Here is a 16,697-nt window from a genome sequence, read left to right on the forward strand (position 1 = left end):
CGCCATTCAGGGGGTTAGAGCGTCCTTAGCGCGTCCTATTGGACGCGCGGCGCTCTAATCATTCCGCGCGGAAGACGAAGCGCGAATAGCCGAAGAAGCTGAAGATCATCGAGGCGATGCTGGCGATCACCATGGCCGCCAGCGGCTGAAGTGCCGGCAGCGACAGCAGAAGGGCGGAATAGAGCCCGTAATTGACGAGCGCTGCCGTCACCCCGACCGAGCCGTAGCGGAAACCTTCGGCGGCAAGCGAACGGCCGGAGCGATCGAAGGTGAAGCTCCGGTTGAAAGCCCAGGTCGCCGCCATGGCGAAGGCGATCGCCACGAGCCGCGCCAGAAACGGCCCGAGCGGCGTCAGCGCAAGCAGCGCCGACAGAATGCCAGCATCGACCAGGAAGCCGATGCCGCCGGCGATCGCGAAGTGGATGAGCTTTCTCATGCCGCATCCGCCTTGCCGGGACGTGCACGCGATACCGGCCCTGCGTCGCTGAGCGGTGCCTTCAACGCGCTCGGCCTTTCCAGGCCCATATAATGGATACGAAGCTGTTCGGCGCGGGCACGCGCAACGGAATCCAGGATGACGCCGGCGGTGAACAGCATGAAGGAAATCATCAGCAGCGCCGTCGACAGCACCCAGGTCGGCATGCGGCTGACGAGACCCGTCTCGAAATATTCCGCCAGCACCGGCGCCATGAAGCCGAGGCTCGCCAGCATGAAGGTGGCGCTGATCGCGCTGAAAAAGGCGAAGGGCCGGGTTTCCTTCATCAGCATTGCGAACATCCAGAGGATCTTGGCGCCGTCGCGGAATGTCGAAAGCTTGGAATGCGAGCCTTCCGGCCGGCGGCCATAGTCGAGCTCCAGCTCGCTGACCGGCAGCTTCAGCCGGGAGGCATGCACGGACATTTCGGTTTCGATCTCGAAGCCGCCGGATACCGCCGGGAAACTCTTGACGAAGCGGCGCGAAAACGCGCGGTAGCCGGAGAAGATATCGGTGAAGTCGGGGCCGAAGATCATCCGATAGAGCAGGTTGAAAAGCCGGTTGCCGAGCGCATGGCCCTGACGGCCGGCATCGGAGTGCACGCCGCGCCTGGTGCCGACCACCATGTCGGCGCGCTCGGTGAGCAGCGTGCGCACGAGTTCCTCGGCATCACCAGGCGCATAGGTGCCGTCGCCGTCGGCGATGATGTAGATGTCGGCGTCGATATCGGCGAACATGCGGCGCACGACATGGCCCTTGCCCTGACGCCGCTCGCGCACGACATGCGCGCCGGCAAGCATTGCCTGCAGCGCGGTGCCGTCGGTGGAATTGTTGTCGTAGACGTGGATCGCAGCATCGGGCAGCGTCGCCCGGAAGCCCTGCACGACAGCGCTGATCGTCGCCGCTTCATTATAGCAAGGGAGCAGGACGGCAATATTCAGATTATCGGTACGCGATCGGGCCATGACTCTACTCGTTACACTGAAAGCCGCGCTCAGCCTAAATCACGCGCCGTTAATAAGACCCTATGACGCAGGCAAAATCGGCAGCTGCCACAAACGGCTTTACACTTTCTTGATCGGCGGCGGCTAAAGTTCGGGTATCGAAACGAACCGCTAACCACAATGAACGCTGTGCAGCCGATCCCCCATGCATCCTCCGCGATCGACGCTCCCAGGGGCGGGCTGCCCGCTCCCAGGGACGGGCTGCGCGACCTGCTGACGCGTCTCTGGCCGACCGTCATCGCCTATAGCGTCATCCTTGCCGCCGCCATCCTCATCACCAAGCTTTCCGGCGCCACCGACTATGTCGGGCCTGACAATGATGATGGAATGCGTCTCGTCGAAGTTCGCGATTTTCTGGCCGGGCAGGGCTGGTTCGATCTGATGCAATACCGTCTCGGCCTCGACGGCGGCACGCTGATGCATTGGTCGCGGCTGATCGATCTGCCGATCGCCTCGCTGATCTGGTTCTTCGGCCTGTTCGCGCCCCGCGAGACGGCCGAAGCGTTGGCGCTCGCCGTCTGGCCGGTATCGCTCATCCTGCCCGCCATGCTCGCCATGGCGGTTGCCGGCCGGCGCATCGGCGGCGTTGCCGCCATGCATATCAGTCTCGGCTTGACCAGTCTTGCGATTTACACCGGAAACCGCTTCGCGCCGGGCGCCATCGATCATCACAATGTGCAGCTGGCGCTGGTCGCGACGATGATCGCCATGCTGCTGGATCCAGAGCGTCGCGCCTGGAGTTATGCGGTCGCCGGCATCGCGGCAGCCGTTGCCATCGCCATCGGCGCCGAGACGACCCCCTTCGTCGCCGCCGTCTGCCTGACCATCGCCCTGCTCTGGGCATGGGAGGGCGAAAATTTCGCCGCCGCCGCCAAGGCCTTCGGGCTGGCGCTGGCGATTGCGATCAGCATCCTCTTCTTCGCAACGGTGCCGCCCCGGCTTTATTCGACAGTCACCTGCGACAATCTCTCGCTCGGCTATTACAGCCTGGCGGCGATCGGCGGCGGGTTGCTGTTGTTTTCGGCGGTTTTTGCCAGCCGCTTGCGCCGGCCCTTGCGCTTTGCCGCACTCGCCGTCGTCGGCGCCGGCGTTCTCGGTTCGGCGATCGTGATCGCACCACAATGCCTGAGCGATCCGCTGGCCGGCCTCGACCCGATGCTGGTCGAGCTCTGGCTCAGAAATGTTTCGGAAGCGCAGTCGATTTTCGCTCTCGGACGCACCGATCTCTTCTCGATCGGTGGCTTCTATGCGGCCGGCCTGTTCGGCATCGCCGTCTGCATCTTCCGCGTCGTCCAGCGTGACCGTGTGCAAATCCATCTGGTCCTGCTCTTCCTGCTGATGACGAGCTGGGCAATCGCGCTGGTCCAGGTGCGTGGTTCCACCTTCTCGAACCTGATCTCCATCCTGCCGCTTGCCCTGTTGATTATAGATGTCCGTCGCATCTCCAACGGTGACAGCGAGAATGTCGCAGCCGCCTTCGTCTATATCGTCACCGTGCTCGCCAGTGCTCCGGCCGCCTGGGCCGTCGGCGGCGGATTTGTCTCGCTGCAGATGCAGAATGCTGCGCAGAAGAAGGCCGCAGAGCCGGCAAAGAAGATTTCCTGCACATCGCAAGCGGCGCTGGCGCCGCTGGCCGGACTACCGGCCGGATTGGTCTCGGCGCCGTCGGAAATGGGCGTGCCGATCCTCCGCTTCACCGCGAACCGGGTTCTCTCTGCGCCTTATCATCGCAATCAGGGCGGCATGCTGACGGAGCTGCATATCGGCATGGCGGAGCCGCAGGAGGCGGAAGCCTTCCTGAAGGGGACCGGCGTGACGGTGCTTGCCTTCTGCCCCAGCGACCTGCAGACCCGCGAGATCACCAAACTGAAGCCGGATGGGCTCTATGCTGAGCTCGGCAAGAGCAATATCCCGCCCTATCTGGAACCGCTTCCGAAGGCGGCGGACGTGGGCGTTCAGTTCTTTCGCTATCGGCCGGCGACGAATTGACGCCGGCAATCTTCAGGGTGGGATAAAGCATGTCGCGATAACGACATGCGTAAAAACAAAGCAAGCGCGGGAAGCCGATCTGAAAGATCGCGACGCGCTTATCAGTGCGAAACGCGCATGGCGCGGCGAAGGCGCTGATTGGCATAGAGCCCGAGCACGAAGAGCATGAGGCCGCCATTATAGCCGAGCACGGCATAGACGAATGCGAGAATAGACACCGGCCCGGGCGAGGTTATCGCCGCCAACGCGAATGTCATTCCGATCAGCGCGGCGACCAGCGCGATCACGCCAGCCGAACGCGTCTGCCCGGCGCTGACGCCCAATGCTGCTGCTGTGAGAATAATCATTTCAGCACCTTCCCAGAGAGAACGAGGGGAAGCATAGGAAGCGCCAACTAACAAAGATTTACCGGCGATCTTCGCCGAAAAGCCTTTGTATTGCGGTGGTTAGCAATCCCTTTCGGATAAAACGCATATTCTAACTATCCGTTCCGCAACAAAACAGTTTTACACGATTTTGTTGTTTGTCCGCCCGGCTGCAACGAGTGCATGTGGAGGATGCGTTGAGACGAGCGCGCTTGATGCAACGGCAACGAACCACTCTCGCCAACGATTTCGACGGCCGGGAAAACAGGTTCCTGCGCCAAGGCCGAGCTTCCCGTTTATCGCTGATCGACATACAAAGAGGGATGAGCAACGTCTTCGACGGCGATTCGCCGACCAACCTTGCCGAATATTCGGTTTCGGAACTTTCCGGCTCGATCAAGCGCACCGTCGAAACCGCCTTCGACCAGGTTCGCGTGCGTGGCGAGATCTCCGGCTATCGCGGGCCGCACTCCTCGGGCCATGCCTATTTCGCGCTGAAGGACGATCGCGCCCGCATCGATGCCGTCATCTGGAAGGGCACCTTCTCACGGCTGAAGTTCCGCCCGGAAGAGGGCATGGAAGTCATCGCCACCGGCAAGGTCACCACCTTTCCGGGCTCTTCGAAATATCAGATCGTCATCGAGACGCTGGAGCCGGCCGGCGCCGGCGCGCTGATGGCGCTGATCGAGGAGCGCAAGCGCAAGCTCGGCGCCGAGGGCCTGTTCGATGCCGCCCGCAAAAAGCGGCTGCCCTTCATGCCCGGCGTAATCGGCGTCGTCACCTCGCCGACCGGCGCCGTGATCCGCGATATCCTTCACCGCATCTCCGATCGTTTTCCCGTGCATGTCCTCGTCTGGCCGGTGAAGGTCCAGGGCGAGGGCTCCGGCGAGGAGGTGGCGAACGCCATCCGCGGCTTCAACGCGCTGGAACCTTCAGGCACCATCCCGCGCCCGGATGTACTGATCGTCGCACGCGGTGGCGGCAGCCTGGAAGATCTCTGGAGCTTCAACGACGAAATCGTCGTGCGTGCTGCCGCCGAAAGCGCAATACCGCTGATCTCGGCCGTCGGCCATGAGACCGACTGGACGCTGATCGACTACGCCGCCGATGTCCGTGCGCCGACGCCGACGGGGGCAGCGGAAATGGCAGTGCCGGTCAAGGCGGAGCTCGAGGCGCAGGCCGCCGGTCTTGCGGCACGCCTGCAGGGCTGCATGAACCGGCAGATGGATCAGCGGCGCCAGTCGGTGCGTGCCCTGATGCGGGCATTGCCGTCGCTCGATCAGCTTCTCGCATTGCCGCGCCGCCGTTTCGACGAGGCGGCAACCGGTCTCGGTCGCGGGCTGGAGCTCAACACCATCAACAAGCGCCGCGGCTTCGAGCGCGTGGCCGCGCATCTGCGCCCCGATCTGCTCGCCGGCCGCATCGCCGAGCGCCGCCAGACGTTGAACGAGCGCATGGCCCGGGCCGAGCGCATGGTCGAGCGGCTGATCGACCGCTCGAAATCGCGCGTCGACCGCGCCGAAGCCATCCTCGCCTCACTGCCGGCCCGGCTGAAGACCCAGACCGACCGCGGTCGCGAACGCCTCGGCAATCTTTCGCGCCATGCCGATACGGCGGTCCGCCACCAGCTGACCCGCGCGCGCTCCGAGCTTTCCGCGCAGGACCGCGTGCTGCAGTCGCTCTCCTATAAGAATGTGCTGAAGCGCGGCTACGCCGTCATTCGCGATGAGGATAACAGGCCGGTCTCGCAGGCTGCTCACCTCTCCGCCGGCATGGGCATCGCCATCGAATTCGCCGACGGCCGTGTCGGCGCCATGACCACGGAAGGTGGCACACCGCCGGCCGGTGCCAAGAAGCGCAGCACAAAACCCGCAGAACCGCCGAAGCAGGGAAGCCTGTTCTGACGATGCGGATCCTGCTGGTGCTTGCCCATCCGCTGGAGGATAGTTTCGCCGCTGCCGTGGCAAGGACTGCGCGTGAGGCGCTGGAAGCCTCCGGCCATGTTGTCGACCTGTTCGATCTCTATGCCGAAAATTTCGATCCGCGTCTTTCGAAGGCTGAGCGCGGCGGTTATTTCGATCAGCCCTACGATACTTCAGCCGTTGCCGATATTGTCGCCCGCCTGAAGGCTGCCGACGGCCTGATCCTCGTCTTTCCGCAATGGTGGTTCAATTTCCCCGCCATCCTGAAGGGTTTCTTCGACCGGGTCTTCGCCCCCGGCGTTGCCTTCAGCCATGATGCCGCCGGCGGCCGTATCGTGCCGCAGCTGACCCATATAAGGCTGCTCTATGCGCTGACGACGACAGGCTCGCCCTGGTGGCTGGTGCGTCTCTATATGGGCGATCCGGTACGCCGGCTCTTGAAGCGCGGCATCGCCGCCTTCTGCTCGAAGGGATTGAATTTCCGCATGCTCAGCCTGCACGACATGGACCGGGCCTCGGATGTAAAGCGCAGGGCGCATCTCGATCGTGTGCGCAAGCTGCTGTCGGCGATCCGCTAGGCGCTATTCGAAGTCCGCAAGAAACTTGCGCAGCAGCCTGTCGAGTTCCGCCTTGTCGGCCGCGCTCAGATTTTTCGACAGCCGGTGCTGATTGACGACATGCGCATCGACGGCGGTCTCCACCGTCGCAAGCCCTTTTTCCGTCAGCGCGATGAGCACGCTCCTGCGATCCTCCGGATTGAGGATACGTTCGACGTAGCCCGCCTTCTCCAACTGGTCGATGCGGTTCGTCATCGTCCCGGAGCTGACCATGGTCATCTCCAGAAGCTCCCCCGGCGAAAGCCGGTGGGGCGCGCCGGCGCGGCGCAGCGTCGCCAACACGTCGAAGGCGGAGGACGACAGCCCCTGCTTCATGAGCACGGCCTCCACTTCGCGGCCGAGATGGGTACTCAGGCGTTTCAGACGCCCGAGGATGCCCATCGGTTCGACGTCTAGGTCCGGCCGCTCCCGTCGCCATTGCGCCAGGATCTTGTCGACATGGTCCATCTTGCCGTCTTCGCTCATGCTCCATCGATATCATTCATTATCTTGACGTCAAGATAAGAAGGCGTAAGATGAATTTATCTTGAAATAGAGATTCTCGATATGAAGACAAATTCACGTTACGTCGCCGATCTTGCGGCAACCGCGCTCGCACCCGCCATCTGGGGCAGCACCTATATCGTCACCACCACTTTCCTGCCGGCTGGATATCCGCTGACGGTGGCGATGCTGCGCGCCTTGCCGGCCGGTTTGCTGCTTCTCTTCCTGGTCAGAAAGCTGCCTTTCGGCATCTGGTGGGGAAGGGCTTTCGTTCTCGGCGCGCTTAACTTCTCGTTCTTCTGGGCGATGCTCTTCGTCTCGGCCTACAGGCTGCCAGGCGGCGTTGCCGCAACGGTCGGCGCCGTGCAGCCGTTGATCGTCATCGCTTTGTCGCAGCTTTTTCTCGGCAAGCCGGTCCGGCCGCTTGCCGTACTGGCTGGTCTCGCCGGCATGGCCGGCGTCGGACTGCTGGTGCTGACGCCGAAGGCGGGGCTCGATCCGATAGGTGTCGCTGCCGGTCTGGCCGGCGCGGTCTCGATGGCCTTCGGCACGGTGCTGACGCGCCGCTGGGCGCCGCCGGTCTCAAACCTCACCTTCACCGCCTGGCAATTGACGGCGGGCGGCATGCTGCTGGTGCCTTTTGCCTTTTTCTTGGAACCGGCGCTGCCGATGCCGACCGCCGCAAACATTGCCGGCATTGCCTATCTCGGGCTGATCGGCGCAGCCTTCACCTATCTGCTCTGGTTCCGTGGCCTGTCGCGCATCGAGCCCTCGGCGGTTGCCTCGCTTGGCTTCCTTAGTCCGCTGGTCGCGACCCTGCTCGGCTGGCTGGCGCTCGGCCAGAGCCTGACGCCGGTGCAGATCGGCGGTTTGGCTATGGTTCTTGCCAGCGTGTGGCTCAGTCAGCGCACGATGATGCCGCTCAGGCCCATTCGCCCTGCCGCATCACCGGAACCCGTGAACCATCCGGCTTGAGGCCGTCGATATCGACCTTGTCCGAGCCGATCATCCAGTCGATATGGATCAGGCTGGAATTGCCGCCCTGTGCCTTGATCTGCTCCTGGCTCAGTGTCGCGCCATCGAGGAAGCATTTGGAATAGCACTGGCCGAGCGCGATGTGGCACGAGGCGTTTTCGTCGAACAGCGTGTTGTAGAACAGGATGCCGCTCGCCGAGATCGGCGAGGAATGCGGCACCAGCGCCACTTCGCCGAGCCGGCGCGCGCCCTCGTCGGTATCGAGCACCTTGTTCAAGACCTCTTCGCCGCGCGAGGCCTTGGCCTCGACAATGCGCCCGCCCTCGAAACGCACCTGGATATTGTCGATCAGCGTGCCCTGGTGCGAGAGCGGCTTGGTGCTCGAGACATGGCCTTCGACGCGCAGCGCATGCGGCGTGGTGAAGACTTCCTCGGTCGGGATGTTCGGATTGCAGGTAATGCCGTTCTTGGCGGTGGAAGCGCCGCCGTGCCATTCATGTCCGTCGGCAAGGCCGATCGTCAGGTCGGTGCCCGGTCCCCGGAAATGCAGCGAGGCGAAGCGCTCGCCGTTCAGCCAGGCGGAGCGCTTGCCGAGATTGGCATTGTGCTCGGCCCAGGCGGCGACGGGATCGCTGACATCGACGCGCGAAGCGGCAAAGATCGCCTTGGCGAGCTTGGCAATCGCGATCGGTTCCGGATCGTCGGGGAAGACCACCTTGGCCCAGGATGGGTTGGGATAGGAGACGATGTTCCAGTTGATGTCGAAATTCGAGATCTTCTCCAGCGCCGGCTTGTAGGCGGTGGAGTTGGCGCGATTGGCGCGGCCGACCTTGCCGGCATCCTGCTCGGACAGCAGCATCGGATTGTCGCCGGCGACCGCAAGACGGGCCGCCCCATTGGCATAGGCCTTGGCCATGCCCTCGTAGAGCCAGCCGGAGGCGCGGTCGAAGCTCTCGTCGCTGCCGTATTGATAGCGCGCCAGCGTCGTTTCCTCGTCGGAATAGAAGGCGGAGACCAGCCCGGCGCCGGCCTTATAAGCGTGTTTGGTGATCAGGCGGACGAGCGGCAGCGCCACGACAGGCGCGGTGATCACCAGGTCCTGACCTTTTTGCAGCTGCAGCCCGACCTTGACGGCGACTTCCGCAAGCTTTTCCAGCTTGACGGGATCAACGGTGTTCTGGCTCTGGGGCATGAAAGTCATGGTTCAACCTGCCTTCTGTCATCGACGGTGGGAGGCTGGAAGACTTAGACCCGTTTGCGGCGAAAATGAAGCGCGCCGCTGCCGAATTGCAGCGGCCGGATTATATGTCCGGCCGCTCGCGGGGCTTTAAGCTGCGGCAGGCAGCCTGAGCAGGATCGAGTTATGTTTTTCGAGGAATTCCATCAGCCGCTGCGGATAGTCTTCGCCAACGGCGGCCTTGACGCTTGACCGTTCGGACAACGTCTTGCGCCAGCGCTTCACCCGTTCAAGCCCTTCGAAGATGTCGCTGTCGCCGAGCGTCTCGAAGAGATCGAAATACCGAAAGACCGGCGCGAAGACGGCGTCGACGAGGCTGAAGTCGTTGCCGGCGAAATAGGGGCCGTCCGTCAACACCTTCTCGACAGTTGCGAATTTGGAGATGAGTGCCGTGCGCTTGGCCTCCAGCTGCGCGGCATCCTCAGCCGTCTCGTAACCCCAGAGATCGGAAAGCAAGGAGGAACCGAATTCCATCCAGCCGCGATGGCGGGCACGCGTCAGCGCATCTCTCGGATGCAGCGCCACACCCGGCTGCGTTTCCTCCAGATATTCGCAGATGACGCTGCTTTCGAACAGCACGGCCTGGCTGCCGTCTTCCTCCTCGATCCGCAGCAGCGGCACCTTGCCGAGTGGCGAGATCTGCAGGAACCAGTCCGGCTTGTCGGCAAGATCGATGTTGATGCGCCCGAAGGGCACGCCCTTTTCGAGCAGCGCGATCGTGGCGCGCTGCACATAGGGGCACAGATGATGGCTGACGAGGGTAAGCTTGCTCATGGCGGTCTCCACACGACGATGATAGATGTAAATGCATCTAATAGTGCTTGCGGCGAAATTCAAGATAGATGTAACTGCATTTATGTCTGAAAAACCGTCGAATCCGAGCGAAGCAGTCACCTCTGCCTGGACCAGCATCATGCGCGCCCGCGAGCGGTTGCTTGGCGCCATCGAAGCCGACCTGAAGGCGGCCGGCATGCCGCCGCTTGCCTGGTATGACGTGCTGTGGGAATTGGCGCGCTCGCAAGACGGCAAGCTGCGCCCCTACGAGATCGAGGAGCGGACGTTGCTGGCGCAGTATAATCTTTCCCGGCTGCTCGACCGGCTGGAACGGGAGGGCCTGGTCCGGCGCGAGGTCTTCGCTGAGGATGGACGCGGCCGCTGGGTGGTGCTGTCAGATGCCGGCCGAAAGCTTCGCGAGCGCATGTGGATCGTCTATGCCAAATCGATCGACACTCATATCGGCTGCAAGCTTGCCGAAAACGAGGCGAAGGCGATCGCCGGCCTGCTCGACCGCTTTCTCTGAATCCTGTTCTCAATTGAAGAGCGAGAGCATGATGTCGTCGGAAAAACCGCTCAGACTTTTCGGCATCATGCTCCGATCAGGCAATCAGTGGCGCGGCGACCGCTTTCAGCGCCTTCAACGCAGCCTTCGGATCGAGCCGCACCTGCAGCCCGCGCTGCCCGCCATTGATATAGACGAGCGGTTCGGCAAGGGCGGCTTCCTCGATCGCTGTCGGCACGGTCTTTTTCTGGCCGAATGGGCTGATGCCGCCGACATGATAGCCCGTCAGCCGCTCGGCATCGGCAGGCTTCATCATGTGGGCAGATTTGCCGTGAAAGGCGCTGGCAAGCTTCTTCATGCTGACCTCGCGATCCGACGGCACGACGACGCAGACCGGTTTGCCGTCCACCTCCGCCATCAGCGTCTTCAGTACCCGGTGCGGCGCCTCGCCGAGTGCTTCGGCCGCCTGCAGCCCGACGCGCTCGGCATTGGGGTCGTAGTCATAGGCATGAACGGTGAAGGCGACGCCTGCCTGCGAAAGAAGCTGTGTCGCGCGCGTGGTCTTGGACATCTCTTCTCCTCGTGAGTTCACCCGGCCGCCTGTCAGCTTCCGAATGTTCCGGCGTAAATCTCCGGCTTGAAGCCGACCAGCAATTTCCCCTCCGCCTCCAGCACCGGCCGCTTGATCATCGACGGTTGGTCGAGCATCAGCTGGATCGCCTTCTCCCGGGTCAGGTTCTCGCGCTCGGCGTCGGGCAATTTGCGGAAGGTGGTGCCGGCGCGGTTGAGCACGGTATCGAGGCCGGCCTCGTCGATCCAGGCTTCGAGATGGGTGCGGTCGATACCGAGCGCCTTGTAGTCGTGAAACTCATAGGCGACGCTATGTTCTTCCAGCCAGTTGCGGGCCTTCTTCATCGTGTCGCAATTCTTGATGCCATAGATGGTGACGGCCATGCCCGATCGATCTCCCTGTGATGACAGCGAGATAACATGCACGAAGGCCGGCGCAAACGCCGTGCAACGTTTTATCCCCGGAGCGCGTCGACGATCGAGGCAGGCAAAGCCGGCCCGTGGCTCAATTCTCCAGCGTGCCGGCCTTGCGGGAAGCCTTGCTGGGTTCGTCGCAGACGATCTTCATCAGGTCGCCGCGCCGCCGCACCAGCCTGTCGGAGGTCCGGGTCAGGATCAGCCCGTCCTGCGGCGCGGTGAGCTCGATGCTGCCGCCCGGCTGCCCGGGCCGGGTGACGATCGTCGCCAGAAGATCGCCTTCGGCAACCCTTTCGCCGATGTCGCGATGGAAAAGCACGGCGCCGCCTTCTGGCGTACGAATGATCTCGACATTGTCGAGCGGCACGGCCGGACCGGAAAATACCGTCGCCGCGGGCTTCCCATCGCCAACGATCCCGCGTGCCGAGAGGAAGTGCCAGAGCCCGTCCGCGTCCTTTTTCGCCAGCACGGGATCGACGTCGCGTTTGCCGCGCAGCTCGACGGTGACGGAGAGTTTGCCGGGCAGCCGGGGTCGGCGCTCGCCGGGCACTTCATATTTCCATGCAAAGCCGACGGCCTCCTCGAAGGCCGAGCTTTCGCCATCCGAAAGCAGCACCGCCTCCATCTCGAGTGCAGCGGCAAGATCGGCCGCCTCCGGCCAGAAGGCCTCGTCGATATAGGCATATTGCAGGGATTCATCGTCGCAATGCAGATCGAGCACGAGATCGGCGCCAAGCGCCATATGCAGCAGCTGCCTCTTCAATCTGTCCGTAGCCGGGTAATCATCGAGATCTTCGGTCAGCGTGGCGCGATCGACAATCGAGATCAGTGGAAAATCCCGGTTGAAATTGGTGCGTGAGCCCAGGTCGAAACGACCCTGCAACTCGCCGAAATGCGATTGCGCCGCACCGATCGGATTGGCCTGCGGCACGATGGTGATATCGCCGGCGATCCCGCCTTGGTCTTCCGCCTGCCGCAGCCTTTCGCAGAGGAAATGCAGCAGCACCGTTCCCGGCAGCTCGCCGGCATGCAGTGCCGCCTGGATATAGATCTTCGGCGCCTTCGGATCGTGACCTTTAAAGCGCAGCACCGGCAACCGCCACTCCGTTCCCGGCGTATCTCCAGGGATGATGATCTCTGAAACGTCCATGCTGTCTTCGTTCCCGTTTGTAACCAGCGCCCGGTTAGGCATTCCGAGCTATATGAGCGGAAATAGGGCAAGCGCAAGCGTGGTCCGGAGACATCATTGCCTCAGCCGAGCAGCGGCCAGCGATCGATGATCCGATGTTCGGTTTTTCCGAGAACACTGTGGATGAGCAGGAATTCGGACGCGGTCCATGAAACCGGTGTGTCGAGGCTCGCCGTCGGCACGGTCTTGCGGTCGTAGAGCAGTGTCATGTGCGGTGTGAAATCGCGGCTGATATTGTGCCGCAGTCCGGCATTGTGCATGCCGACACCGAGCTGGACATGCAGTCGGGTGAGCAGCCTCAGCCCGCCTTCGCCGTAAAGCACGAGCGGCCGCGCCTTGCCTTCCCGCCTGAAGCTCATGATCCTGTCGAAAGTGATCGCGATCGGCGCGCTCTCCACCGTGGCGCCGGCTTGGCGCGCCGCAAAGACCGCGTCCTCGGGCAATTCTTCATAATCGTCGATGCCGATGATCGTCACATGCAGCGTGGTCAGCCGCGGCTTTGCCGAAAGAGAGAAAGCCTTGCCATAGTCATCGGCGATTGATGCCGCCTGCCGCTCGACCGCCGCAGGCGGACAGAGGGCGAAGAAAAGCCGGTGTCCGCCGCTATGGTTTTCGCCCGGTCGCCTGCGCCGACTTCGCCTATCCTCGAAGTCGAAGGAGATTTGGTTCATGGGCTCTCAGGGTCGTCATGACCCACCTCGTCGTTTCCAAAACGCGACGAAGGATACTCTGACGAGATTGAATATCAAGAACAGAAAGAGAACATAATTTTCCGATACAATCCGCTCTGAACGGATGATGTGGACGTTCGATCGACATTTCGAGAGACGCATCGCGATATTTCCCGGAAGCCTTATGCGCGCAAGAAACGGGTTGAAACCGAGGCCGTCCCATACGATTTTGAGATAATCGAAAACGCGGAGGCTGTGTCATGGCTGAGACAACGCACCACTATCTCATCTTCGAAACCGCGGGCGGTTTCTGCGGCATTGCCTGGAGTGACGCCGGCATCACCCGTTTCCAACTGCCGACCAAATCAGCAGAAGCGACCGAACGGCTCTTGCTGCGCCGCCTGCCGGATGCCGAAGCCGGCGCGCCGACGCCTGCCGTGCTGGAGACGGTCGCTGCGGTGAAGCGTTACTTCCAGGGTGAGGAGACGGATTTTTCCGGCGTCGACCTCGACCTTGCCGGCCAGGATGCCTTCTTCCGGGATATTTATGCGGCGGCAAGGCGTGTCGGCTGGGGCCGCACCACCACTTACGGCGCGCTGGCGAAGGAGCTCGGCGTCGGGCCGGAAGCCGCCCGCGACGTCGGCCAGGCGATGGCGAAGAACCCGGTCGCTCTGATCATTCCCTGCCACCGGGTGCTTGCAGCCGGCGGCAAGATCGGCGGCTTCTCGGCTCCCGGCGGTTCGTCATCGAAGGCCCGCATGCTGGAACTCGAAGGCGTCAACCTCGGCCCGCCGCCGCCTGCCCAGCAGTCCCTGGGTTTCTAGGCGGCGGAGGCTTTTCGTTTTCCGCAATTCCCGGCAAAATCGCTTCGCGCTTTGCCTGGCAAAGCCGCTGCGCACTTTTGCAGGAATTGCTTCAGTAGCAGTGTCAGCCGCTCAATGCGGGCTGGCAGTCGGGCGGATGATGATCTCGCTGACATCGACGTCATCAGGCTGGCTGACGGCGTAGAGGATCGAATTGGCGACGGCCTCAGGGCTGATCGTGATCGCCCTGAAAGCCTTCATGGCGTCCCGCGCCGTCGGATCGGTAATCGTGTCGGCCAGTTCCGATGTCGTCGTGCCCGGAGAGATGACGGTCACGCGGATACGATCGGTCTCCTGCCGCAATCCGTCCGAGATTGCCCGCACCGCAAATTTCGTCGCGCAATAGACGGCCGCCGTCGGGGAGACGCTGTGGCCGCCGATCGAAGACAGGTTGATGATCTGCCCTGATCCCTGCGCCTTCATGATCGGGAGCGCCGCCGCGATGCCGTAGAGAACGCCCTTGATGTTGACGTCGACCATCCGGTCCCACTCGTCGACCTTGAGAGCCTCGAGCGGCGACAGCGGCATGACGCCGGCATTGTTGACGATGACATCCAGCCGGCCGAATTCGGAGCGGGCAAAACCTGCAAAGGCTTCCACCTGGGAACGGTCGGTGACATCAAGCTGTCGCAGGCGCACCGTCCCGCCCGTTGCGGCGATTTCGCCGGCGAGTTCCTCTAGGCGCTCGGTGCGGCGGGCGCCGATGACGATATGGGCGCCTGCGGCAGCCAGCACCTTCGCCGCAGCCTCTCCGATGCCGCTGCTGGCGCCGGTGATTGCAATGACTTTTCCTTTGATATCAGACATTTCAAGCTCCATGTGTACGCCGCTCGCCTGGCGATGCGGCTGAGGGTTTTCTTGGTGGTCAGGTGGGAAAATCGGCGCTGAGCGATGTCTCCGCCCAGGCGTCGAAGTTTGCGCGCAGTGCATCGTTGCCTTTCAGGCGGCACATCATTTGCGCCGAAGCACCATGCCGCCATGATGGAGGGTATTGCCGTCGACGAAATCGCCGTCGGCTGTGAAGCCGGTGTCATCCCAATATTCGATGTGGCTTCCGGTGACTTCGTAGCGTCCCCGGTAGGCGCTTTCCCTGCTGCCACGGGCTTCGTCGTAGCGGCCATTGGGCAGAAGTTCGTGGCGGACGCGGCCATCATCCGTAACCCACATGCCGACATAAGGATGTTGCTGCATTCTGTTCTCGCTTGTTTGTTGCTGCTGAGTTTCTCGGTCGTTCACGGTATCGGCGCCGAACGAACTGGTCGCCGCGCCAGCCAGTGTGACCGCCGTGAAAAACCGCAGGACGGGGCTTTTGAAAATCCTTCGCATTGCCTTGCCTTTCGAAGCCTTCGTTGACCTCGACTGAAAGATAATACGGAGAACCCGAGTGATTAAGTTGCCAATCCAGGATGCCTTGGTTAGAGATGCTAACCAATGGTCGACGATCTCGAAGGCATTTCAGTTTTTCTTGCGGTGGCGGAGGCGCGCAACTTCCGGCTCGCCGGCGAGCGGCTCGGCGTTACCCGCTCCGCCGTCAGCCAGGCCCTGCAGCGCCTGGAGGATCGGGTCGGCGTCGCCCTGGTCCAGCGCACGACGCGCAGCGTCAGCCTGACCGAAGCCGGCGAAGTGTTCTTCGACGCGGTTCGTCCATCGGTCCGTCAGGTCAAGGATGCGATGCAGACGGTAAGGGAAATGCAGGCGCGCCCGAGCGGCCTGCTGCGGATCACCGTTTCCTCGATCGCTGAGAACTTCCTCTCCGGCACCTTGCTGGCCGGCTTCATGGAAGCCTGCCCTGATATCAAACTCGATATCACCATCACCGATGACGAATTCGATATCGTCGAGGCCGGCTTCGACGCGGGTGTCCGGCTAGGTGAGGTGATCGAGCAGGACATGATCGCGATCTCAGTCTCCGAAGAGCAGCGACAATGCGCCGCCGCATCCCGCAGCTATCTCGAGCGCCGCGGCCATCCCCGCCATCCCGGCGAGTTGCAGAAACACGCCTGCATCGGATGGCGGCCACGCCCGGATACGGCGCCTTATCGCTGGGAATTCACCGAAAACGACCGCGACTTCGACGTCTCCGTCGATCCCACTGTTACGACCAACGACATGGGAATGATGATCCGCATGGCCTGCGCGGGGGCCGGGATCACCTTCGGCATGGTGGAGACCTTCCAGCCTTATATCGAACGGGGCGAACTCGTGCCGCTGCTGGAGGATTTCTGCCCGCCCTTCGCGGGCTTCTATCTCTACTACCCCCGGCGCCAGAGGCAGCCGCTGAAACTGCGCGCGTTGGTCGATTATGTCCGCAAGTCTAAGGGTTAGATGCCATCTGCGAATTCGAGGCCGTCACGGCGGCGGGCTTCGGCCAATACGTCGGCTTCCATGTCTTCCAGAGTTTTCGGCTCACCGCTGAAGGGAAGCATGCCGAATACATCGTCCGGCTTGGTTTGAGAAAAGGCAGGAGCCTGCCTCAGAAGCACGCCTTCCGCAGCTTCCTCAACGATCAGCCGAGTACCAGCCTCCCATTCCCGCCGCTGGCGGATCGTTTTTGGGAGAATGATCTGCCCGTTGGTCGAGACCGTTGCAATGAGGTTTTCGGAGTGAGCCATCAGCTTGAGTCCCGCAGGTAACACAAAGA

20 protein-coding genes are annotated in these 16,697 nt (G+C 62.4%); 7 read left to right on the forward strand and 13 right to left on the reverse strand.

Annotation, left to right across the window (positions count from 1 at the left end):
• Positions 1-58: 58 nt before the first annotated feature.
• Complete coding sequence (locus RL_RS01460; protein ID WP_011650083.1) at positions 59-436, reverse strand: GtrA family protein; 378 nt, start codon at positions 434-436, stop codon at positions 59-61.
• Complete coding sequence (locus tag RL_RS01465) at positions 433-1,440, reverse strand: glycosyltransferase (RefSeq protein ID WP_011650084.1); 1,008 nt, start codon at positions 1,438-1,440, stop codon at positions 433-435. Before RL_RS01465 ends, RL_RS01460 begins: the two co-directional genes overlap by 4 nt.
• Positions 1,441-1,599: 159 nt before the next feature.
• On the opposite strand from RL_RS01465, the gene RL_RS01470 reads away from it, so the two are divergent.
• Positions 1,600-3,468, forward strand: coding sequence for a hypothetical protein (locus RL_RS01470; RefSeq protein ID WP_011650085.1), 1,869 nt, complete (start codon positions 1,600-1,602; stop codon positions 3,466-3,468).
• 101 nt (positions 3,469-3,569) lie between these two features.
• Here the strand turns inward: RL_RS01470 and RL_RS01475 are convergent, their stop codons facing one another.
• Complete coding sequence (locus tag RL_RS01475) at positions 3,570-3,815, reverse strand: hypothetical protein (protein ID WP_003544643.1); 246 nt, start codon at positions 3,813-3,815, stop codon at positions 3,570-3,572.
• A gap of 341 nt (positions 3,816-4,156) precedes the next feature.
• Here RL_RS01475 and xseA point away from each other — a divergent pair, with 341 nt between their 5' ends.
• Together xseA and RL_RS01485 are read left to right on the forward strand one after the other, a co-directional pair.
• Positions 4,157-5,737: an exodeoxyribonuclease VII large subunit gene (gene xseA, locus RL_RS01480; protein WP_011650086.1), complete on the forward strand. Its 1,581-nt coding sequence runs from the start codon at positions 4,157-4,159 to the stop codon at positions 5,735-5,737.
• A 2-nt stretch (positions 5,738-5,739) separates the two neighbouring features.
• A complete protein-coding gene (locus tag RL_RS01485; protein ID WP_011650087.1) occupies positions 5,740-6,333 on the forward strand; it encodes an NAD(P)H-dependent oxidoreductase in 594 nt (197 codons plus the stop codon).
• Positions 6,334-6,336: 3 nt separating this feature from the next.
• On the opposite strand, the gene RL_RS01490 is transcribed toward RL_RS01485, so the two are convergent.
• Positions 6,337-6,837, reverse strand: coding sequence for a MarR family winged helix-turn-helix transcriptional regulator (locus RL_RS01490; protein ID WP_011650088.1), 501 nt, complete (start codon positions 6,835-6,837; stop codon positions 6,337-6,339).
• Between the two features lie 81 nt (positions 6,838-6,918).
• On the opposite strand from RL_RS01490, the gene RL_RS01495 reads away from it, so the two are divergent.
• On the forward strand, positions 6,919-7,830 hold the full coding sequence (locus tag RL_RS01495; RefSeq protein ID WP_011650089.1) for an EamA family transporter: 912 nt from the start codon (positions 6,919-6,921) through the stop codon (positions 7,828-7,830).
• On the opposite strand, the gene RL_RS01500 is transcribed toward RL_RS01495, so the two are convergent.
• Together RL_RS01500 and RL_RS01505 are read right to left on the reverse strand one after the other, a co-directional pair.
• Positions 7,778-9,031 carry an aminopeptidase gene (locus RL_RS01500; RefSeq protein ID WP_011650090.1) on the reverse strand — a complete coding sequence of 418 codons (1,254 nt, stop codon included), beginning with the start codon at positions 9,029-9,031 and terminating at the stop codon, positions 7,778-7,780. The two genes, RL_RS01495 and RL_RS01500, sit on opposite strands and share 53 nt — an antisense overlap.
• Before the next feature lie 126 nt (positions 9,032-9,157).
• On the reverse strand, positions 9,158-9,841 hold the full coding sequence (locus RL_RS01505) for a glutathione S-transferase family protein (protein WP_041936138.1): 684 nt from the start codon (positions 9,839-9,841) through the stop codon (positions 9,158-9,160).
• Between the two features lie 82 nt (positions 9,842-9,923).
• On the opposite strand from RL_RS01505, the gene RL_RS01510 reads away from it, so the two are divergent.
• Positions 9,924-10,367, forward strand: coding sequence for a MarR family winged helix-turn-helix transcriptional regulator (locus tag RL_RS01510; protein WP_011650092.1), 444 nt, complete (start codon positions 9,924-9,926; stop codon positions 10,365-10,367).
• Positions 10,368-10,443: 76 nt separating this feature from the next.
• Here the strand turns inward: RL_RS01510 and ybaK are convergent, their stop codons facing one another.
• The 4 genes from ybaK to RL_RS01530 all read right to left on the reverse strand — a co-directional run bounded on the left by ybaK (position 10,444) and on the right by RL_RS01530 (position 13,193).
• Complete coding sequence (gene ybaK / locus RL_RS01515; RefSeq protein WP_011650093.1) at positions 10,444-10,917, reverse strand: Cys-tRNA(Pro) deacylase; 474 nt, start codon at positions 10,915-10,917, stop codon at positions 10,444-10,446.
• A gap of 32 nt (positions 10,918-10,949) precedes the next feature.
• Positions 10,950-11,300, reverse strand: coding sequence for an ArsC family reductase (locus RL_RS01520; protein WP_011650094.1), 351 nt, complete (start codon positions 11,298-11,300; stop codon positions 10,950-10,952).
• Between the two features lie 121 nt (positions 11,301-11,421).
• A complete protein-coding gene (locus RL_RS01525) occupies positions 11,422-12,483 on the reverse strand; it encodes a succinylglutamate desuccinylase/aspartoacylase domain-containing protein (RefSeq protein ID WP_011650095.1) in 1,062 nt (353 codons plus the stop codon).
• 101 nt (positions 12,484-12,584) lie between these two features.
• Positions 12,585-13,193 carry a 2'-5' RNA ligase family protein gene (locus RL_RS01530; RefSeq protein WP_011650096.1) on the reverse strand — a complete coding sequence of 203 codons (609 nt, stop codon included), beginning with the start codon at positions 13,191-13,193 and terminating at the stop codon, positions 12,585-12,587.
• 260 nt (positions 13,194-13,453) lie between these two features.
• Between RL_RS01530 and RL_RS01535 the strand changes: the two genes are divergently transcribed.
• Entirely contained in the window at positions 13,454-14,017 is a 564-nt protein-coding gene (locus RL_RS01535) for a methylated-DNA--[protein]-cysteine S-methyltransferase (protein WP_011650097.1), read from the forward strand.
• A 111-nt stretch (positions 14,018-14,128) separates the two neighbouring features.
• Here the strand turns inward: RL_RS01535 and RL_RS01540 are convergent, their stop codons facing one another.
• Positions 14,129-14,863, reverse strand: a complete 735-nt coding sequence (locus RL_RS01540) for an SDR family oxidoreductase (protein WP_011650098.1) — start codon at positions 14,861-14,863, stop codon at positions 14,129-14,131.
• A gap of 144 nt (positions 14,864-15,007) precedes the next feature.
• Entirely contained in the window at positions 15,008-15,382 is a 375-nt protein-coding gene (locus RL_RS37160; RefSeq protein ID WP_011650099.1) for an Atu4866 domain-containing protein, read from the reverse strand.
• A 105-nt stretch (positions 15,383-15,487) separates the two neighbouring features.
• On the opposite strand from RL_RS37160, the gene RL_RS01550 reads away from it, so the two are divergent.
• Complete coding sequence (locus RL_RS01550; RefSeq protein ID WP_011650100.1) at positions 15,488-16,381, forward strand: LysR family transcriptional regulator; 894 nt, start codon at positions 15,488-15,490, stop codon at positions 16,379-16,381.
• Here RL_RS01550 and RL_RS01555 read toward each other — a convergent pair.
• Positions 16,378-16,668, reverse strand: coding sequence for an AbrB/MazE/SpoVT family DNA-binding domain-containing protein (locus RL_RS01555; protein WP_011650101.1), 291 nt, complete (start codon positions 16,666-16,668; stop codon positions 16,378-16,380). The genes RL_RS01550 and RL_RS01555 overlap by 4 nt on opposite strands.
• Positions 16,669-16,697: the final 29 nt, after the last annotated feature.

The sequence above is a fragment of the Rhizobium johnstonii 3841 genome, assembly GCF_000009265.1.
Classification (GTDB): domain Bacteria; phylum Pseudomonadota; class Alphaproteobacteria; order Rhizobiales; family Rhizobiaceae; genus Rhizobium; species Rhizobium acaciae.